The organism is Parasphingorhabdus sp. (genome assembly GCF_049667325.1).
Lineage (GTDB): Bacteria > Pseudomonadota > Alphaproteobacteria > Sphingomonadales > Sphingomonadaceae > Parasphingorhabdus.
The window spans coordinates 1-19,906 of the sequence record NZ_JBATHY010000100.1; the positions used below are offsets into that span (position 1 = coordinate 1).

At 57.6% G+C, this 19,906-nt stretch carries 16 protein-coding genes; 10 read left to right on the forward strand and 6 right to left on the reverse strand.

Going from position 1 to position 19,906, the window contains the following annotated elements; translation table 11 throughout:
- From WBM93_RS05280 to WBM93_RS05295, 4 genes are all read left to right on the forward strand, one after another.
- On the forward strand, positions 1-930 hold a 930-nt coding region (locus WBM93_RS05280), incomplete at its 5' end, for an NAD(P)(+) transhydrogenase (Re/Si-specific) subunit beta (RefSeq protein ID WP_424429134.1).
- 36 nt (positions 931-966) lie between these two features.
- Positions 967-1,662, forward strand: a complete 696-nt coding sequence (locus tag WBM93_RS05285; RefSeq protein WP_424429137.1) for an aspartate/glutamate racemase family protein — start codon at positions 967-969, stop codon at positions 1,660-1,662.
- A 95-nt stretch (positions 1,663-1,757) separates the two neighbouring features.
- Positions 1,758-2,951 carry a parallel beta-helix domain-containing protein gene (locus WBM93_RS05290; RefSeq protein WP_424429140.1) on the forward strand — a complete coding sequence of 398 codons (1,194 nt, stop codon included), beginning with the start codon at positions 1,758-1,760 and terminating at the stop codon, positions 2,949-2,951.
- Complete coding sequence (locus WBM93_RS05295; RefSeq protein WP_424429143.1) at positions 2,951-3,961, forward strand: SO2930 family diheme c-type cytochrome; 1,011 nt, start codon at positions 2,951-2,953, stop codon at positions 3,959-3,961. The genes WBM93_RS05290 and WBM93_RS05295 overlap by 1 nt, the downstream gene beginning before the upstream one ends.
- Before the next feature lie 32 nt (positions 3,962-3,993).
- On the opposite strand, the gene WBM93_RS05300 is transcribed toward WBM93_RS05295, so the two are convergent.
- Entirely contained in the window at positions 3,994-4,422 is a 429-nt protein-coding gene (locus tag WBM93_RS05300) for a DUF2147 domain-containing protein (protein WP_424429145.1), read from the reverse strand.
- Between the two features lie 25 nt (positions 4,423-4,447).
- Entirely contained in the window at positions 4,448-5,695 is a 1,248-nt protein-coding gene (locus tag WBM93_RS05305) for a multidrug effflux MFS transporter (RefSeq protein ID WP_424429148.1), read from the reverse strand.
- 82 nt (positions 5,696-5,777) lie between these two features.
- Between WBM93_RS05305 and WBM93_RS05310 the strand changes: the two genes are divergently transcribed.
- Positions 5,778-7,349: a pentapeptide repeat-containing protein gene (locus tag WBM93_RS05310; protein WP_424429151.1), complete on the forward strand. Its 1,572-nt coding sequence runs from the start codon at positions 5,778-5,780 to the stop codon at positions 7,347-7,349.
- Positions 7,350-7,388: 39 nt separating this feature from the next.
- Complete coding sequence (gene dinB, locus WBM93_RS05315) at positions 7,389-8,507, forward strand: DNA polymerase IV (RefSeq protein ID WP_424429154.1); 1,119 nt, start codon at positions 7,389-7,391, stop codon at positions 8,505-8,507.
- Positions 8,508-8,542: 35 nt separating this feature from the next.
- On the opposite strand, the gene WBM93_RS05320 is transcribed toward dinB, so the two are convergent.
- The 4 genes from WBM93_RS05320 to WBM93_RS05335 all read right to left on the reverse strand — a co-directional run bounded on the left by WBM93_RS05320 (position 8,543) and on the right by WBM93_RS05335 (position 14,883).
- A complete protein-coding gene (locus WBM93_RS05320; protein ID WP_424429157.1) occupies positions 8,543-10,888 on the reverse strand; it encodes a TonB-dependent receptor in 2,346 nt (781 codons plus the stop codon).
- A gap of 191 nt (positions 10,889-11,079) precedes the next feature.
- The gene (locus tag WBM93_RS05325) at positions 11,080-12,453 is read right to left on the reverse strand and encodes a glutamate--cysteine ligase (RefSeq protein WP_424429160.1); all 1,374 of its coding nucleotides are present in this window, start codon (positions 12,451-12,453) and stop codon (positions 11,080-11,082) included.
- 74 nt (positions 12,454-12,527) lie between these two features.
- On the reverse strand, positions 12,528-13,109 hold the full coding sequence (locus WBM93_RS05330; RefSeq protein ID WP_424429163.1) for a YqaA family protein: 582 nt from the start codon (positions 13,107-13,109) through the stop codon (positions 12,528-12,530).
- Between the two features lie 217 nt (positions 13,110-13,326).
- Positions 13,327-14,883: an alanine/glycine:cation symporter family protein gene (locus tag WBM93_RS05335; protein WP_424429166.1), complete on the reverse strand. Its 1,557-nt coding sequence runs from the start codon at positions 14,881-14,883 to the stop codon at positions 13,327-13,329.
- Between the two features lie 143 nt (positions 14,884-15,026).
- Here WBM93_RS05335 and WBM93_RS05340 point away from each other — a divergent pair, with 143 nt between their 5' ends.
- The 4 genes from WBM93_RS05340 to WBM93_RS05355 form a co-directional block, all read left to right on the forward strand.
- Positions 15,027-16,097 carry a DUF2855 family protein gene (locus tag WBM93_RS05340; protein ID WP_424429168.1) on the forward strand — a complete coding sequence of 357 codons (1,071 nt, stop codon included), beginning with the start codon at positions 15,027-15,029 and terminating at the stop codon, positions 16,095-16,097.
- 74 nt (positions 16,098-16,171) lie between these two features.
- On the forward strand, positions 16,172-17,965 hold the full coding sequence (locus tag WBM93_RS05345) for a patatin-like phospholipase family protein (RefSeq protein ID WP_424429171.1): 1,794 nt from the start codon (positions 16,172-16,174) through the stop codon (positions 17,963-17,965).
- A 172-nt stretch (positions 17,966-18,137) separates the two neighbouring features.
- Entirely contained in the window at positions 18,138-18,626 is a 489-nt protein-coding gene (locus WBM93_RS05350; RefSeq protein ID WP_424429174.1) for a hypothetical protein, read from the forward strand.
- Positions 18,619-19,906: DNA-packaging protein (locus WBM93_RS05355; RefSeq protein WP_424429177.1), on the forward strand; the 1,288-nt coding region annotated here is incomplete at its 3' end. The genes WBM93_RS05350 and WBM93_RS05355, both read left to right, overlap by 8 nt.

Here is a 19,906-nt window from a genome sequence, read left to right on the forward strand (position 1 = left end):
ATCACGCTGCCCGGGCGGCATATCATCAATCTTGGCGTGCTGTTGGCGATCATCGGACTGACTGCCTATTTTGCGATTGCACCGACCATCGGCACAGGACCGATATTCTGGGCGATCGTGGCGCTGAGCTTTCTGATTGGCTTCCTGCTGATCATTCCTATCGGCGGTGCGGATATGCCTGTCGTGATATCGATGCTGAACAGCTATTCCGGCTGGGCGGCGGCGGCGATGGGCTTTACGCTTGGCAACACCGCGATGATCATTACCGGCGCGCTAGTCGGTTCGTCGGGTGCAATCCTGTCCTATATCATGTGCAAGGCGATGAATCGCAGCTTCATCAGTGTGATCGCCGGCGGTTTTGGCGCGGACAGCGGGCCGAGTGACGGCGCGGCCCAGATCGACCGGCCGTGGAAACGCGGTTCGGCCGAGGATGCCGCCTATATGATGAAGCAGGCCGAAAGCGTGATCATCATTCCCGGCTATGGCATGGCGGTGGCGCAGGCCCAGCATGCCTTGCGTGAGATGGGCGATATGCTGAAAGAGGAAGGCGTCAGCGTCAAATATGCAATTCACCCGGTGGCGGGCCGGATGCCGGGCCATATGAATGTGCTGCTCGCCGAGGCCAATGTGCCTTATGACGAGGTTTTCGAGCTGGAAGATATCAACAGCGAATTTGCCCAGGCTGATGTCGCTTTCATCATTGGCGCGAATGACGTGGTCAACCCGGCGGCAAAAACCGACAAGGGGTCGCCGATTTACGGCATGCCGGTGTTCGATGTCGAAAAGGCCAAGACGATATTCTTCATCAAGCGTTCGATGGGCGGTGTCGGCTATGCCGGGGTCGACAACGAGGTCTTTTATATGGACCAGACGATGATGCTGCTTTCCGATGCGAAGAAAATGTGCGAGGAAATAGTCAAGGCGCTCTAGACGCTATACTCGTATATTTCAGGGATTTATAATTCAATGCGGAAAATTGGCCTGATTGGCGGGATGAGCTGGGTATCGACCGCCAGCTATTACACGCGGATCAACAGAATCGTGCAAAAACGGCTTGGCGGGTTTTCCAGTCCACACATGCTGATCGAAAGCGTTAATTTTAGCGAATATGCGCGGCTGCAGTCGGATGATGACTGGGATGCGGCAGCCGGCCTGATGACCCGGTCGGCGAAGCGGCTGGAAAATAGCGGTGCGACGGCGGTGCTGATCTGCTCCAATGCAATGCATAAAATCTATGACCGGGTACAGCCCGAAGTGGGCGTACCGATCCTGCATATTGCCGATTGTGTCGGCGACAAGATGGTTGCCGACGGCATCAAATCGGCGACATTGGTCGGGACTCGCAACGTGATGACCGAAGGCTTTTATCGCAAGCGGCTGGTTGGCAAGGGCATTACACTCTCACCGCCAGATGAAGAGCGAGTCGAGGAGATCGACCGGATCATCTACGAGGAGCTGATGTTCAGCCAGGTCAAGCGCGAATCCGAACGGACGATGAAAACCTATATTACCAACATCGCGAAGGAAGAGATCGAAGCGGTGGTGCTGGGATGTACCGAGCTGGATCTGATTGTCGATACGAAGGCGAATATCCTGCCAATCTACGACAGTACCGAAATTCACGCCGATGCTGCGATAGAATGGATATTGGCAGACGCTTAGCTGCCGGCTTCGTCAAATTTACTGACATGAATGTCAATGCTCTTGGCATCGACCGGTTTTTGCGGCATTATCTCTTGTTCCCGAAGGAGAGAGATATGATCCGCAGCTTACTGGTCGCCACCGCGCTTTGCTTGAGCGCACCGACACTCGCAAAAACCGTCACCGTCGCACCGGGCGCCGATGCCCAGGAACGGATTCAGGAAGCCTTGATTCTGGCCGAACCCGGCGATGTGGTGCAGCTGGGCGCGGGCCGGTTTGATCTCGTCGATGGTCTCTCGCTCGACGTGGACAATGTGACCGTTCGCGGAGCCGGCATGGACCAGACGGTGCTCAATTTCGCCGGGCAACTGGGCGCGGGCGAAGGCCTGCTGGTAACATCGGACAATGTCGTCCTGCGCGATTTCGCGATCGAGGACAGCAAGGGCGACGGCATCAAGTCCAAGGGCGCGGACAATATCGTCTATTACAAGCTTAGGGTCGAGTGGACCCGAGGACCGCATCCGGAAAATGGCGCCTATGCGATCTATCCGGTCGAAAGCACCAATGTGCTGGTCGACAGCGTGACCACGATCGGTTCTTCGGATGCCGGGATTTATGTCGGCCAGTCGGAGAATATCATTGTCCGCAATAGCGTGGCCAAGTTCAACGTCGCCGGGATAGAAATCGAAAACAGCATCGGGGCGGATGTCTATAATAATATCGCGGTCAACAATACCGGCGGGATACTGGTGTTCGATCTTCCCAATATTCCCAAACAGGGTGGCCGCAATGTCCGAGTGTTCGACAATATCGTGGTCGACAACAACACCCCCAACTTTGCCCCCGCGGGCAATATCGTAGCGGATGTGCCCACCGGTATGGGGATCATGGTGATGTCGCATTACGAGGTAGAGGTGTTTGAAAACAAGCTCGCCGAAAACGGCACCGGCAATATATTGATCGTCTCCTACAGCAAAGGTCAGGATGATCCCAACTACAACCCGAAACCGATCGGCGTGCGGGTTTTTGAAAACCAGCACGGCCGGGCCGGCTACAAGCCGGCCTTTGCCGGAGGGGATATGCTGAAATCCGCCTTTGGTGGCGCGATTCCGCCGATTATCGAGGATGGCACGGGTGAAAATATCCTGATCGGCGACGACGTGGCGATCCTGACGCTGGGCCTGACAACGCCTGGCCAGCCGCTCACCGAAGCCAGGCCGGCGCTGTCGGAGGGCGCAACCGAGCCGTTTGATGGCCGGCAGCTCAAACCGATCACCTTGCCGCAGGCGATGGAAGACGCGGTCAGGTAATGCGCTGGCTGGCTTCTGCCTGTGCGATTGTTCTGCTGGCTTTGCCGGCGGGTGCCCACGAGCCAGCGGGCGTTGCGGATGCGGTTATCCTGTCCGACACTCTGCCGCGGAGCCTGTCAGACTATCGCTTTTTCAAGGATGGAGCAGGGTGGCAACCCAATGACCGGGTTGTGCCTTATCAGCTGAATATGCCGCTGTTCACAGATTATGCGGAGAAATACCGGTTCATCTATGTGCCGGAGGGGCGGCAAGCGCAGACAAATGGCGACGGACTGCTCGACTTTCCGGTGGGATCGGCTTTGATCAAGAGCTTTGGCTACGAGCTGAATGGCAAGCCGCGCCTGCTCGAGACCCGGGTGCTGCTGCACCGTGCCGACGGCTGGCTCGCCTTGCCCTATGTCTGGAATGAAGAGCAGACCGAGGCGAAGCTAAAGGTCGCGGGGGCCCGTATCGCGGTGACCTTTACCGACCCGTCGGGCAAGGAGCGATCGATCAACTACGGCGTGCCCAACAAGAACCAGTGCAAGGAGTGCCACGCGCTATCCGATGCGGTGGTGCCGATCGGACCCAAGGCCCGCAATCTAACGCATGACGGTCAGCTAGCGGATTTCGCGCGGCTCGGCTTGATCGACAAGAGTCCGAAGGTCGAATATGCCGTACCATCGTGGGGAGAGACCAGTGCCTCGCTCAACGATCGCGCGCGCGGCTATATGGATGTCAATTGCGCCCATTGTCATAACATTAAGGGATCAGCCAGCAACTCCGGCCTGTTTCTGACCTATGAGGAGAAAATGCCGGTCCGCCTCGGTATCAACAAACGGCCGGTTGCGGCAGGGCGGGGCAGCGGCACCCATGATTTCGACATCGCCCCCGGTAACCCGGACGGCAGCATCATGATCTACCGCCTGAACAGCCTCGATCCGGGAATTTCCATGCCGGAAGTGGGCAGGTCAATTGTACATGACGAGGGCGTGGCGCTGCTCAGCCAGTGGATTGCGGAGATGGAGTAAGGAAGATTTATTGTCTGAGGTAAAATAAAACCCTATTTCGCCCGGGTCCAGTTCTGTCCCTGGCAGAAAAACGCGACGCAGCCCTTCATCTTGAGACTGTTGGTCGAGTTCAAATTGACTTCTGAACGGTAAGTTTTCCCCGTCTTCGGATCATAGACCTTGCCGCGCCAGATATCACCGTCGGGTTTGAACCCGGTCAAAATCGCCATGCCGAGCAGCGTCCGGTTGCGCAGGCTTTTGTTGGGATTGTGGATATCCTTTTGCCCGACACCGTTCGGCGGGGTCACCAGATATTTGTGAATCCGTCCGCAAACACTCGCGCCACATTGGGAAATCTTGACGATGGCGTCGCGGTCCTGGGTCACCCATTCGCCGACGATTGAGTCTGCGGCAAAGGCAGGTGTAGCTGTGGTCAGTGCTGCTATAGCGGCCAGTTTTAGACAGATTGCAGACTTGGTCATCAATTTCCCCTGCGTGTGAATAAGCTCATATATCTTGTATCTTTGCGTCTAAGTCGGGCCTGGTTACAGCAGGCTGAACACGGCGAAACAAAACGCCTTTTTCTGCCCATAATATTAACAACAAGGATGCGGTTCCGCAAATCACAAATCCGGTTACCAGCGGCAAGGTGGTACCGTCAAATTGCAGTCCAATCGCGCCGCCAATCGCTGCCGATAACCCGCTTCGTGCAAAATTCTGGAAAGAGGATGCAACGCCGGCAACCTTGCCGAATGGCTGCATTGCAATTGAACTGAAATTGGCACCCGTCAGGCCTACCATGCCCATGGCCGGAGCGAGTAACGCGACGAATATCGGCAATGTAAGGTGCCCGGAATATGTGACAGCCAAGTGGATGAGCGAGATAATAATGAAGGTGATTAACGCCCATTGGGAGACTCGCCGAGCGCCGAAGCGCATCACGATACGGCTGTTGACAAAATTCCCCAAAGACATCGCACCTGCATTCAGGGCAAAAATATAGACGAAAATATCACCAGCGTTGAACGTATCAAAAAAGATCTGCTGGGCCGATGCGATAAAGGCAAATAATGGCCCAAACATGAGCCCGCTGGCCATCACATGGCCGAAAGCATTGCGATGAAAAATGACCGAACGCCACGCAGTGGTCACCGCCTTATATTCAATCGGCGTGACATTTTCGGGCCGCAATGTTTCAGGCAACCGAAGCATCACCCACGTCAGGATCGCCAACCCGATCGTCGATAATACCAGAAAAATGACATGCCACTCGGCGAAGAACAGCACGATCTGCCCCAATATCGGTGCGGTAATCGGCACGATCATGAACACCATCATGATCGTCGACATATTGCGGGCCATGTCGTCGCCTTCATAGCGATCACGGATGATGCTGTTGACCAGTACGCCCATCGCCGCCGACGCCAGCCCCTGAATAAATCGTGCGATCAGCAGCAACTGGAAATCCGATGTGAAGGCGCAGATGACACCTACGACAGCATAGATCGAAATCGTCACTGCCAATATAGGTTTGCGCCCATAGCGGTCCGCAAGTGACCCATAGACAATCGACCCGATCGCCATGCCGTAAATATAGGATGTGATGATCCACTGCCGGTCGTTGGGATTGGCGAGGCCAAGGTCATCCGAGATTAATCCCAGTGCGGGCAGCATGATGTCGATTGCCAGCGCATTGAGCGACATCAGGCTCGCCATCATGATGATGAGCTCGGTGCGACCGATAGGGAAGGGCATGATAGACTTTTGCACCGGCGGCCTATGGCAAGATAAGGCGGGTGTGGCTATACGTTATATTGATAGTTCAAGGGGCGGATACATGGCGCGGAATATTGTGATTTTTATTGCGGGCCTGACCATCATGACCTGGCTGTCACCAGCCGTTCGTGCCGCAAGTGATGAAGTTCCACCCTCCTGTCTTGCCGCTTTTGGGGATGTCTGGGGGGAAGCTGAAGCCGCTGTTTCCAAACAATATATAGACGGCTCCATGTTGAAAACGCCGGCTGATTTTATGCGAGAGACCCATGCCCTCAGGCGCGGCCTGAAGATCATAAAGGGCGGTGATTTTAGCGGATGGGATTTTTCGCAAATCCCTCTTGGCAACGTCTGTTTTTACGAGAGCGAACTTACGGGATCGAGTTTTTCCGGTGCCACGTCATCGGGGATAGGATTCATCAATTCCAACCTTAGCGAGAGCAATTTGAGTCACGTCCGAATGCCCAAAATATTGCTCCGCAATGCGAATCTCACCAACGTCGCGGCACAGAATGCGGATTTCAGCGGCGGTCATTTCGATGGCGGCTGGTTCGAAGGCAGTGTCGAAGGCTGGAACATCGACGGCGCCGATATGACCGGATTTGTCTTCGATTGCGGAATTACCGTGCCCGATGGCTGTCCGGTCTATCAGGGCGGGGCCGCGATCAGCGCCAAGGGAACGGATTTTACCCGTGCCACGTTGCACAGTTTCCGCCTTCACAATATCATATTGTCGGGCGCGATATTGGACCAGACGATTGTTGGTCCCGCTCAATTGCCCGATTTGGCAAAGGCCGCATTTCGCGGGGACATCGTCCTGCGCGGCGGTGGCAGCGATGTGCGCCTAACCGCCGATGAAGCGCAAAAATTAATTGCCGAAAACACCAGACAAAGAGCGGTTGAGGCTAATCCATCTTTTGACTGTGCCAAAGCAGCGACCAAGGTCGAACTGGAGATTTGCGGTGAATATGCCAGTGATCTGCGCTCCGCAGACCGCGATATTGCCGCCCTGTACCAGCGCGCGAAGGGGGTCGATTCTGGCGTGAAGGCAAGCCAGCGGGCCTGGCTGAAACAGCGCAACCTTTGTGGAAAGGTCGAATATCCGGCGGACTGCATCCGCGAAAGCTACAGCCTCCGCAAGGGCCAGTTGCTGGGCCTGTCGGGCGAACGTCAATGGCTGGCCCGGGGAGAGGCGGCCTTGTTCATCGATGATCTGCTGCCGCTCCCCGCCAGCTCTATCGGGCCTGAGCTGTTCGCCAAAATCACACCCGCTCTCGTCGGGGCTTCGATGACCGAGATATTGATCGGGCGCGGGCAGGATGGGCTTTACGCGATCAAGGGTAGCGCGGTGGGTGCCAATGCCCATTTGTGCAGTATCGACGCTTCGCAGCTCCATTTCGACCAGGCATCGGGCTGGTATGTCCCGGTTTCCGAAGGCGCAGCGATCCCGATTTTCCGGATATTGGACGACCGGCTGGAAATATTTGCCAGTGGCCGGCCGGATTATGAAAAATATCCCGAGGCATCCGACTTTATGGGTTGCGGGATGCGCGCCAGTCTCGGGGAGACGGTCCGTATCAATGTCAGTGACGAGCTGATGGAAAGCTATCGAAAATCACTGAACGAAGAAATGTAGTCGCTCCCCAAGCGGGTAAACAGGCGCTAGACTGACCCGATGTCCGATTCCACTCCTGATCTGCTCCAGCGCAAGATCATCCATATCGACATGGATGCCTTTTTCGCCAGCGTCGAGCAGCGCGACTTTCCCGAATTGCGCGGCAAGCCGGTGGCGGTGGGCGGTTCTTCCAGGCGCGGCGTTGTCGCAGCGGCATCCTATGAAGCGCGCGAATTTGGAGTGAGATCGGCCATGGCTTCGGTCACCGCCAAGCGCCGCTGCCCCGACCTGATTTTCGTCAAACACAGGTTCGAGGTCTACCGCGAAGTGTCCCGGCAGATTCGCGCGATTTTTCGCATGCATAGCGATCTGGTTGAACCGCTGTCATTGGATGAAGCCTATATCGACGTCACCGAAGACAAGATGGGGATCGGCAACGCGACCCGGATTGCCGAGATGATCCGTGCCGAGATCAGGAAACAAACCGGCCTCACGGCCAGCGCCGGGGTCAGCTATAATAAATTTATCGCCAAGATCGCTTCCGACCAGAACAAGCCCGACGGCATCTGCGTGATCAAACCGCATCAGGGGGCGGATTTTGTCGCCGGGCTGCCGGTGCGGCGCTTCTATGGTGTCGGCCCGAAAACGGCGGAGCGGATGGCAAAGCTTGATATCCACACCGGCGCCGATCTGCGCGCGCAATCGCAAGCTTTTCTCAGCCAGCATTTCGGCAAGTCGGCGGGTTATCTGTTTCGCGCATCGCGCGGCGTTGATCATCGCGAAGTGCGATCCAACCGGATCCGCAAGTCGGTCGGTGGCGAGCGGACCTATGGCGATGATCTGGTCACCGACAATGACATGCACGACGCGTTCGAGAATATCATCGATATCGTCTGGAACAGTATCGAGAAATGCGAGGCGCGCGGGCGGACGGTGACTCTCAAGGCAAAATATGCCGATTTTCGTCAGGTGACGCGGTCGAAATCAATCGATCACTATGTTGCGGGCAAGGACGAATTTGCGAGTATCGGTCGCGAGTTGCTGGCCAGCATCATGCCGGTGGAAAATGGCGTCCGCCTGCTCGGGCTGACGCTCGCCAATCTCGAAGGCGCGGGAGAGGTGGATGGATCATCCGTCTCTCCCGAGATTAGCGACATGCAGCCAGCGTTCGACTTTTAGTCTCCGCCGGCGTGCCTGTGCGCCGCACTATGGCGCTAGAATTTAATACCGGCCTCGACGCCCCAGATCCGCGGCTCGTTGACGAAGCCAGTCAGGTTGTTGAAGTCGATTGCGCCCACCGCTGATTCATCATTGGTAATGTTGCGGACAAATCCGGCGAAGTCGAACCGATCGGTCTGAAAACCGATGCGCAGGCCGCCTTCGAGCTGGCGCCGGTCCTGGAATTCGATCGAGTCATAGAGGAAGAAGTTAATCTTGGAACGATAGGCCCAGTCGGTAAACGCATAGACCTCGCCATCACCGACCGGAACGCCGTAGCGGGCCGAGACATTGGCAATCCAGCGCGGGCTTTGCGGCAGGCTGTTGCCGTCGATATTGACGATCGCGGCCGAGAATGGCGCCGCGGGTGTCACGATCGGATCGAGCGGTGTACAGAGTGAAACGTTCGGGAAAGTGTCAACCCGGGTTGCGCCACAAGCCGCTGTAGTCAGACCGGTGTCGCGAATTTCTGTATGGTTGTAGCTGAGGCTGGCGGTGAACAGCAATTCCGGGATCGGCTTCAATTCAGCGTCCATTTCGATGCCGTAGCCGCGCACGCTGTCGGCGTTGATCAGCCGGTTGGCGTTGATGCCACCACCCACTGCGGTCAACTGGGCGTTGTCCAGATCATAGTAGAAGCCGTTGAGGTTGAACCGGCCGCGGCCGTCGAAGAAGGTGGTTTTTACACCCGCTTCATAAGACAGGATGGTTTCCGACTGGCCAACGGTGACACCGTCTTCCAAAGGCGTAGCGGTTGCCGGCGGGAACAGGATGCGACCCTGGATGCTCGGCGCGCGATAGCCTTTGGCGACGCGGGCATAGAGATTGACGTCCTCGGTCGCCTTGTAGCTGAGGCTGGCATCCCAGGTGATATTGTCATCCGAAACCGAGCGGGACACGTTACCCAGCGGGTTTTGCAGGAATCCCGGAAATTGCGTGTCCTGTGTGCGGGCGACGAAATAGTCGCGTTCGTCGTTGTTGTAGCGGATACCGCCGGTGATGCTGAACTGGTCGGTCAGCGCATAGGTCAACGAACCGAACAGGCCGAACGCCTCGCTGTCCTGGCGCTGGCTGACCAATATGTTGATCCCGCCGGGCGCGTTGAACGGATCGCCGAGGGTCGAGTAATTTTCGCTGACAATGCGCAGCCGCTCGTCAAAATAGAAGACGCCCGCCTGATAGCTCAGCGGTCCGTTGCCATTGCTTTCCAGCCGGATTTCCTGGGTGAACTGGCTGAGCAACGGAACGCTGTCACGGGTTTCCGCGGTAAACGGTATATTGCCGGGTCCGAAAAGTGCGGGAGGCAGGAAGTTGGCACCGAACCCGCCGTCGACATCGCCGACCGAAGTGGCATCGCCGGTCCAATAGCTGGTGACCGAAACAAGCGAGACCGGGCCGAAGTCATGGCTGAAGCGACCGGAAAGATTGTAGGTCTTGACCTTTTGCTCGTTCTGGCCGTCGACAGCAACCTGGTCGCGCCGGAAGTTCGCGTTCAGACCTTCCTGGCCACGGGTGAAGACATTGGCGCGAAACACGCGCGCGGTGCCGTCGAGATTGCGATACTGGCCGGTGAGCAGCAGTTCGGTATCTTCGGTGAAGTTCATCAGCAACTGCAAGCGCGCGGCAAATTCGTCATAGCCTTCAAACGCATTGGTCTGTGGTGTCGACGGATTGACATTGTCGATCCAGCCATCCTGTCGCTGGTACATGCCCGAGACGCGGGCGGATATGCCTTCGCCGAGCGGCAGGTTGAGCGCGGCCTGGGCGTTGACGGCATTGAACCGGCCATAGCTGACCCGGCCGAAACCGCTCAGGTCATCTTTTGGTTTGACCGAGTCAAACTTTACAATCCCGGCGGGCGTGTTGCGGCCGAATAATGTGCCTTGCGGACCGCGCAAGACTTCGACGCGCTCGAGATCGAAGATCGGAAAGCCCTTGAGGATCGGATTTTCCAGAACCACGTCATCATAGACCAGGCTGACCGGCTGCGATGCGTTGAAGTCGAAATCGGTGTTGCCGAGTCCGCGAATGTAAAAGCGCGGGAAGGTGCGGCCGAAGGAGGATTCGACGACGAGGCTGGGAACGCGGGCTGAGAGCGCCCGGACATCCTGCCCGCCGGCACCAAGGGCCGCCAACTTGTCATCGCTGATCGTCGACACCGAAAGCGGCACATCCTGGAGATTTTCTTCACGCCGCTGGGCAGTGACAACGATGATACCGAGGCCCTGACCATCATTCGCCGCGGTTTCATCCTGGGCAAATGCCGGTTGGGCGAGGCCGCCTGCAAGCAAAGCTGCGGCAAGAGCGGAACGAGAAATAATCTGTTTGGAATAGCGGCGCATGGCTATGATCTCCGGCTATATTTGTGTGAAACTGGACTTGGAAGTTCCCCCTCTTCCTTGTCCCGACATCCTGAACGACACGGTTGTGCGGGGTCAAGCGAACACTCATGTGCGAGGGCAACGCACCGTCGAATCACCATCGACTGTTGCATTTTTGTTACGAATGAAACCTGTGCCGCCTGCGGATGGTATCAGAAGCTCATTTCGTCGTAGACTCGGCTGACATCGCCGTTCCATTCGCCGTGATAGCGTTCAAGCAGCTGCGCCGCCGGTGATTTGCCCTTGGCGACGACTTCGCGAAGCGGGTCGAGAAAACCGCTTTCATTATCGCCGCTGGTATTGAGACGGTTGCGCGCGGTGAGACCGGCAGAAGCGATCTCGAGTATCTCTGCGGCAAGGTCGTTCAGTTTTCCGCCGCTGGGGATCGGTGTGTCTAGCCCGAGCTTGGGGACGGCGTTGCGCAGTGCTTCGCGTTCTTCCATGGTCCATCCCTTTACCCGGTCCCATGCGGCGTCGAGCGCGGTCTGGTCGTAGAGCAGGCCGACCCAGAAAGCCGGCAGTGCGCAGATGCGGTTCCACGGTCCGCCGTCGGCACCACGCATTTCGAGGAAGCTTTTCAGGCGCACTTCGGGGAAGGCGGTGGAAAGATGGTCGGTCCAGTCGGACATGGTCGGTTTCTCGCCCGGCAGCACCGACAGATTGCCCTTCAGGAAATCGCGAAAACTGAGGCCTGCGGCATCGATATATTTGCCTTCGCGGAAGACGAAATACATTGGCACGTCGAGCATATATTCGGCGTAGCGCTGATATCCGAAGCCTTGCTCGAACACGAACGGCAGCATGCCGGTGCGGTGCGGATCGGTGTCCGACCAGATATGGCTGCGGAAGCTCTGGTAGCCGTTGGGCTTGCCCTCGGTGAAGGGTGAATTGGCAAATAATGCGGTGGCCAGCGGTTGCAGCGCCAGCCCGACGCGGAATTTCTGCGCCATATCGGCTTCGCTGGCATAGTCGAGATTGACCTGGATCGTGCAAGTGCGCAGCATCATGTCGAGCCCGAGAGTGCCGACCCGGGGCATATGGTCGAGCATGATTTTGTATCGACCCTTGGGCATGATCGGCAATTCGGCGCGGGTCTTGTCCGGCCACATGCCCATGCCGAGAAAGCCCTTGCCGGTTTTTTCGCCGATCGCTTTCACCTGCTGCAAATGGCGGCCGGTTTCGTTGCAGGTTTCGTGAAGATTCTCGAGCGGTGCGCCGGATAATTCGAGTTGGCCTGCGGGTTCCAGACTGATCGCGCCGTCGCTTCCCGACATCGCGATGACCTTGCCGTTTTCCTCGACCGGCTGCCAGCCGAATTCCCGCATGGCAAGCAGCAGGTCCTTGATCCCGCCAGGTTCGTCATAGCCGGGGGCGTGATGGTCGTTGGTACAATAGACGAATTTCTCGTGCTCGGTACCGATCCGCCAGCGATCCCTGGGCTTTTCGCCCTCGACCATGGGTTCGACCAATTGGGCGATATTTTCGATCACAGGATCGTTGCTGTTTGAAACCTGTCTGGTGGTCATCTTCCGGCTTTAGGAAATGATCGGCAGCTAAGCCATTAAAAAAATGCTGTTCCGCTGAAAGCTTTTGTTCCTTGTCACAACAACCAGCGCACCGCCGCAAAGCCGCCGACGAACAGGATGCCGCCAACTGTCGTCGCCAGAGCAAAATTCTTGTCGATCCATTGCTTCATCGGTGGTCCGAAATAGCGGAGCAGGACCGCGACCAGAAAAAAGCGCGCGGAACGGGCGAGTATCGCCGCGCCGATCAGGATATAGAGCGGCATCGCGGTGCTACCCGCAGCGATCGTAATCACCTTGAACGGCAGCGGAGTGAAACCGGCCAGCAAGACTACAATCCAGCCCTGCTCGTTAAAATTCTGGGCAAAAACGTCAAATTTTTCGGCAACGCCATAAAATTCCAGGATCGGCATGCCGACCGTTTCAAAGACGAAATAGCCGATCGCATAGCCGAGCAGCGAGCCCAGAACCGAGGCGATGGTGCATATCAGCGCGTACCAATAAGCACGCTCCGGCCGCGCCAGACACATCGGTGCCAGCATGACGTCCGGCGGAATCGGGAAGAAACTGGATTCGGCAAAGCTGATTCCGCCCAGCCATTTGGTGGCTTGGGGATGGGCTGCTTTTTCGAGCATCCATTCATAGAGGCGTTTTAGCATTCTTATTTTACCTCAATCGCCGGGCGCAGGCATCCGCCTGCTTGGCTTCCTCGCATAAGCTCGGGTGCGCGGTCGCGCTTGCCTCGCTTCGCTCGGTTAACAACTTACCACCAGAGGGAGTGCCAAACCGACGCGAAGCGGCGGCAAGCGCAGCGAACTGCCGCGAGACATAACGGAAAATCCCTGCCCGGCGTCTGAGGTCCAAAGAAGATTCCACTTAGTGCCCTGGCGCGCCGGTGATATCTTCCAGCAATTCCGTGGGCGTCTCGCGGCCATGGTCGGTGCCGGCTGCACGGTTGCCTTTGGCTAGCGCAAAGACGACGCCGGACAGAGCCATGAGGGCGATGATATTCGGGAAGGTCATCGCCGCATTGGAAATATCGCCGAGCCGCCAGACCAGTTCCAGAGGCGCAAAGGATCCGAAGAAAATCACCACACACCACAGGACCCGCCAAAGGAAGTGAAGGCGTTGCTCGCCCTTCAGGCTAGAGCCCGGGAAGAGATCATAGAGATAGGTAATCGCCCGTTCGCCATAATAGCTCCAGGTAAGCAGGGTGGTGAAAACGAAAAGGATCAACGCCACCGAAACGATCAGGGTTCCGATGGGTATCCCCAGGACCAGATAAGGGAATGCCGCAGCATAGGCACCAGAGGTCATCGCGAAACCATTCAGGTCTGATTGCCATGCATGCTGCACCGCCTGGGTCACGCCATTGGCATCGGTCACTGTAAAATCGCCTGCAACCGTCAGCATGACCAGAGCGGTCATTGTGCAAATGACAATCGTATCGATAAACGTGCCCATCATGGCGAATCGGCCCTGAGCGGCTGGATCGTTGGTCTGGGCAACCGCATGGGCGATCGGAGTGGAACCTTGGCCGGCTTCGTTCGAGAACAGGCCGCGGGCCACACCGGCACGAATGGCAATGATGATCATGCCGCCAAGAAATCCGCCGGCAGCCGCATCATAGCCAAAGGCACCAGCGAAGATCCGGTAAAAGGTCTCCGGCAAATAGGGCAGATTGATCATCAGGGCGACGAAGGCCATCAGCAAATAGGCGCCCGCCATCCATGGAACCACGGTTTCAGCAACCTTGCCGATCGATTTGATACCGCCGATGATGACCGCGAATACCGCGACCGCCGCAACCGCGCCGCCAACCCATTCCGCAACGCCGAATAGTTCGTTGGCGGAATCGCCGAGGCTATTGGCCTGGATGCCATTGCCGGTAACCAGCGCAGAGAATAAGGTACCGAGACAGAAGAGAATGGCCAGCCATGTCCACTTTGGTCCCAGGCCATGGGTGATATAGGTCATCGGGCCGCCTCGATAGGTGCCGTCCTCGGCCTGCGACCGAAAGCGTACCGCAAGCGAACCCTCGGCAAAGGCCAAAGCCATGCCGAACAGCGCGGTGACCCACATCCAGAAGATTGCACCCGGACCGCCGAGCGTGATGGCAGTGGCGACGCCAGCAAGATTGCCGGTGCCGACCTGACCGGAAAGCGCAGTGGAGAGAGCCGCGAAAGGCGAAATTTCACCCGCGCCCTTGGTTTCGGATTTCTTGAAAAGTCCGGCGAGCGAAGGAAATAACCGGCGCAATGGATAGCCGCGCAAACCGAACATGAAATAGATCCCGGCCCCGAGCAATATTACGACCATCGGCGGGATCGGCAGAATTTCTGCCCCGTCCCAGGTTCCGCCCCAGATGAAATCTGATATGTTGGTGACCGGCCCGATCGCCGCTTCAAGACCTGAAACAGGTACTGCACTCACAAAACTTCTCCCCGATGGCGCGCAACGCGCATATTCTATTTTCGGGGCAGGATTAGCAGGCCGATGGTTTTTGGCAAATGCTTTTGCCATCTGGCTGTCAGCCACTATGCTGGGCCGAAACCGGAAACAGAGATGGAGACGTTATGATGCAGAGCCTGTGGGTCAAGAAAAACGATCTCGCGCAAACGGAATGGCATGACAGCGATACGCCAACATTGGATGACGGCCAGATCCTTTTGGCGGTCGAGAAATATGCCCTGACGGCGAATAATATCACCTATGCAGTGGTCGGCGACGGTTTTGGCTACTGGAATTTCTTCCCGACTGGCGATGCCGACTGGGGCATTGTTCCGGTCTGGGGTTTTGCCAGCGTCGTGGCGTCGCAAAACCCGGATATTGCGATTGGTGAGCGTGTCTATGGCTATTTGCCGATGGCCAGCCATCTGCTGGTCACACCGACCAATATTCAGGATGGCGGCTTCGTCGATGGTGCGGCGCACCGGCAGGGACTGGCGATCATCTACAATCAGTATAACCGGTTAGGGAAAGGCGAAGGTTCGCTCGAAGCGGAACGCGCGATCTTCCAGCCGCTGTTTACGACTAGCTTTCTGATCGAAGATTTCATGCGGTCGAACGACTGGTTCGGAGCAAAGGCACTGCTGATGACCAGCGCGTCATCGAAAACATCGCTCGGTCTCGCGATGGTCACGAAAAGTCTCAGTCCGGCGATCAGGCGTATTGGTCTGACGTCGACGGGAAACAGGCCTTTTGTCCAGCAATGCGGGCTTTACGATGAAGTGCTGACCTATGACAGTCTGTCGACTGCCGATGCTAACCGACCAACCGTCTCGGTCGATTTCGCCGGCAATGGCCAGTTGCTCGCGGATATTCATGCCCAGTGGGGCGATACGCTTAAATTCAGTTCGCTGGTCGGCGCGACCCACGTTTCCGAACGCGGCGGGGCGGATGGCCTGCAGGGACCAAAGCCGCAGCTTTTCTTTGCTCCCACTGCTGCCGAGAGCCTGATCAAGGAGATCGGAGCGGCGGCCTTTCGCGCGCGGGTTGATGAACAATTTGCCGCGTTTGTGGCCGGTGCCAGCGCCTATCTGAAAGTCGAGAACATGAAGGGTCGCGATGCCCTGCGATCGGCCTATCTGGCGATGCTGGCGAACGAGGTGGCACCCAGTCGTGGGCTGATGTGCTATTTGGAATGATATCAAAGACTTGATATTGGAACGATAAGGCAGGATAACCGGTCAACGCGGATCGCACCGACGGGGAATTGAGCTTGGTTGAACCAATGGAAATGCCGGATTTGGGCCGACACGCCCTTTTTGAAGGGGTGGCACCGGAAGCCTTGAATGCGTTGCAATCCGTTTCGACGGTGCGGCAGATAGCGGGCGGTGAGGCGCTGGTTCGACAGGGCGATGATGCCGACGCGTTATATTTTGTCGAATCTGGCCGGTTCCGGGTGGTGGTCAACAAGGTACGGATTGTTGCCCATATCGAAGCTGGCGAAGCGGTCGGGGAGCTTGCCTTTTTCGCTGGCGGCAAGCGTACCGCCGATGTCATCGCGACGCGCGATTCGACGGTACGTGAAGTCTCGCGACAGGCGTTTGACAAAATTGCGTCGCGCTATCCTCAATTAAATGTGGCCATGCTGAAGCTGGTTTCGGAACGGCTGGCGGTCGCGACCGCGCGGACCTCGTCCATATCATCGAATAATCCCCGGGTTATCGCGATATTGCCCGCAGGCACCAGCACGTTGCCCGACGGATTTCTGACGAGACTTGCCGAAGCCTTTGAAGCCGTGGTCCGGACGGACACGCCGGTGATACCGCTCGACCGGGCGACAAGTGAGGCGGGAGATGCCCGAGAATATCAGTCATGGCTTGCCGAACAGGAAGCAATGGGTGCCTATGTCCTGATCGACGGCAGCGGGTCAGACGATTGGGGGGAAATGGTGTGCCGCAACGCCGATGCGCTGGTGATGGTGGCGCGGCCTGGCCAATCTGAGCCCGAACCCAATGCGATGGAAATTTCGGCAATGCGCTATATTGCGGAGCCGCAGCGGACCTTGCTGCTGCTCCGGAAGAGCGCAGACAAAAATATCAGCAAAAGCGGCGAATGGATCGATCCGCGGATGCCCAAATTGCACCATCATGTCGCGCTCGACCATGCCGGTGACTTTACCAAGGTCGCCCGTTTCCTGACCGGACGCGCTGTGGGTGTGGTGCTTGCCGGGGGCGGAGCTTTGGGCTGTGCCCATCTCGGCGTCATAAAGGCGCTGCGGCAGGCCGATATCCCGATCGACTTCATCGGCGGCGCCAGCGCCGGGGCAGCGATGGGCGGCGCCATCGCGCGAGGCATGACGGTGGACGAAACGCTCGACCAGATGGAGGCGATGTTCATCCACGCCAAGGCGATGCGGCGGCTTACCCTGCCGATCTATTCTTTGCTCGATCCAACGGTGTTCGATAGCGAACTGAGAACCCGCTACGGCACAAGGGATATTGCCGACCAGCCGATCAATTTCTTTGGCGTCTCCACCAATCTTTCTACCAACGGTCTGCATATCCACCGACGGGGTCCGTTGTGGGAATGTGTCCGGGCGTCGGGATCCCTGCCGACCCTTTTACCGCCGTTTATCGACAAAGAAGGCAATATACTGGTCGACGGCGGGGTGCTCGACAATGTTCCGGTGAAGGTCATGCACGGGCTCAAGGCCGGGCCGAATATTGTCGTGTCGCTGGGCGATCCCCATGAAATATGGCGCACCGATGTCCTCTATGACGATATTCGCGGGCGGTGGAGCTTGCTCAGAGACGTTATCCTGCGCCGCAAACGGGACGTGGAGTTCCCGTCGATTGTCGAGATCATGTCGCGTTCGATGGTGGTCGCAAGCCGGATGGCGTCGAAGGAAATGCTCGGTGATCAGGACATATTGGTAAACCCGCCGATCATCCCCAATATGCAAATATTGGACTGGCATATGGGCCGGGAACTGGCGGAGTTGGCGGCGAATTATATCAGCGAGCATGTGCTTCCAACGATTGATTTTCGGAATAATATTACCAAATAGGTGAAAAACACTTGACATCGTCACGCTGTTTAGGTACATATCAGGAACATCGCGAAATTGTGATTCGGGCCGACCAGCTCTGAATGCCCACGCCGGACAGGCCAGGGCGTTCCGGCCGGAAGGTCCTTTTTTGTGTCCGGACGGTTCGCGGAGATCCGGCACGGAGTATATTATGGCAAAATCAAAAGTCGCGGGCGTTTACGACAACAGGCGCAAGCTAAAGTTTCTGAAAGGTCTCGCCACCAGTTCGCATGTGGCGAATTCGGCAAAAACCGCCGGCGTTGCGGTTGCAACCGTGTACAATTGGCGCAACCGGGATCCGGAGTTTCTCCGAGAATGGATGCGGGCGCTGGCGGCCGGCTATGAACTGCTCGAAATGGATTTGCTCGACCGCGCCCGCAATGGAGTGGAGAAACCCGTATTCCATAAGGGGAAGCAGGTCGCGACAGTGAAGCAATATAATGACGGTATTGGTGTCAAACTGCTGCTGGCGCACAAGCAGATGGTGGCGCTGACCCGCGCGGTTGAGGATGATATCAGCCCCGAACAGGTGCGCGCGAGTCTGGACCGGAAACTGGGAGATATGCGGACAAAGCTGTTGCGTCGCCGGGCACTGGCCGGCGGGCAAAAAAAGCCACCGACCTCCGATAATGATGAATGATTTTACCGAGGCGGAGCTTTTTGCCGAATGGACCGCGCGGGAACGCAGCGGGTTCTTCTGCTTCCTGAGCCCGCGAGAGCAGCAGGATTTTCTGTACCGCTGGAATTTCTGGGCGCGGCCCGGACAAAGGCCTCCCGCCGGTGACTGGTCAATCTGGTTGATCATGGCGGGACGCGGATTTGGCAAGACCCGGGCCGGGGCGGAATGGGTGCGCAGCATTGCCGAACGCGATGGCAGCGCCCGCTTCGCTCTGGTCGGGGCCAATTATGCCGAAACCCGGACGGTTATGGTCGAAGGGGAGAGCGGTTTGCTGTCGATTGCGCCACCGGGCCAGCGCCCGGTCTGGGAACCTTCGCTGAAGCGATTGAGCTGGGACAATGGCGCGCAGGCGCATCTTTATTCGGCAGCCGAGCCTGAAGGCTTGCGAGGTCCTCAGCACAGCCATTCGTGGTGCGACGAAATTGCCAAATGGATCAATAATGCGGGACAGGCGGAGGCGGCCTGGGACAATTTGAAAATGGGCCTGCGCCTGGGTTGCCGGCCGCAGATGGTCGCCACCACCACGCCGCGTCCGGTGCCGCTGGTGCGGGCGCTCGTGAGCGGAGACGGAGCTGCAATCACAAAGGGTCGGACGCAGGATAATGATCTGCATCTGCCGGTGGACTTCCTGACCGCGATGACCGCAGATTATGGCGGGACAAGATTGGGGCGGCAGGAGCTGGACGGGGAACTGATCGAGGATGTTGAAGGCGCGCTGTGGACAAGGGCGATGATCGAGGAGTGCCGTATTTGTCATGCTGAACTTGATTCAGCATCCAAAGCCTCAGAAGGAGGCGTCGGCGCGAGACGCTCTGGGTCCCGGATCAAGTCCGGGATGACGGAGGATATTGGACTCGCCAGAATCGTCATTGGCGTCGACCCACCGGCCTCGTCCACAGGAGACGCTTGCGGGATCATCGTCGCCGGTCTCGGGCATGATGGCAAAACCTATGTCCTTGCCGATTGCAGCGTGGAAAAATCCAGTCCCGAAACCTGGGCGCGCCGGGTGGCCGATGCGGCCGATCGTTTCGCTGCCGACCGGGTAATCGCGGAAGCCAATCAGGGCGGCGCGATGGTGAAATCGGTGCTGCATGCAGCGAATATCTCGCTGCCAGTGAAGCTGGTCCACGCCTCACGCGGCAAAGTCGCACGGGCGGAGCCGGTGGCGGCGCTTTATGAAACGGGCCGAGTGCATCATGCTGGCGCATTCCCTCGGCTCGAAGACGAGCTGTGCGGCTTGT

Coding starts and splice junctions, on each gene's coding strand:
- WBM93_RS05325 (WP_424429160.1), bottom strand. CDS start 12,453: ATGACCACCAGACAGGTTTCAAACAGCAACGATCCTGTGATCGAAAAT.
- WBM93_RS05350 (WP_424429174.1), top strand. CDS start 18,138: ATGGCAAAATCAAAAGTCGCGGGCGTTTACGACAACAGGCGCAAGCTA.
- WBM93_RS05340 (WP_424429168.1), top strand. CDS start 15,027: ATGATGCAGAGCCTGTGGGTCAAGAAAAACGATCTCGCGCAAACGGAA.
- WBM93_RS05320 (WP_424429157.1), bottom strand. CDS start 10,888: ATGCGCCGCTATTCCAAACAGATTATTTCTCGTTCCGCTCTTGCCGCA.
- WBM93_RS05300 (WP_424429145.1), bottom strand. CDS start 4,422: ATGACCAAGTCTGCAATCTGTCTAAAACTGGCCGCTATAGCAGCACTG.
- WBM93_RS05305 (WP_424429148.1), bottom strand. CDS start 5,695: ATGCCCTTCCCTATCGGTCGCACCGAGCTCATCATCATGATGGCGAGC.
- WBM93_RS05285 (WP_424429137.1), top strand. CDS start 967: ATGCGGAAAATTGGCCTGATTGGCGGGATGAGCTGGGTATCGACCGCC.
- WBM93_RS05295 (WP_424429143.1), top strand. CDS start 2,951: ATGCGCTGGCTGGCTTCTGCCTGTGCGATTGTTCTGCTGGCTTTGCCG.
- WBM93_RS05310 (WP_424429151.1), top strand. CDS start 5,778: ATGGCGCGGAATATTGTGATTTTTATTGCGGGCCTGACCATCATGACC.
- WBM93_RS05290 (WP_424429140.1), top strand. CDS start 1,758: ATGATCCGCAGCTTACTGGTCGCCACCGCGCTTTGCTTGAGCGCACCG.
- WBM93_RS05330 (WP_424429163.1), bottom strand. CDS start 13,109: ATGCTAAAACGCCTCTATGAATGGATGCTCGAAAAAGCAGCCCATCCC.
- dinB (WP_424429154.1), top strand. CDS start 7,389: ATGTCCGATTCCACTCCTGATCTGCTCCAGCGCAAGATCATCCATATC.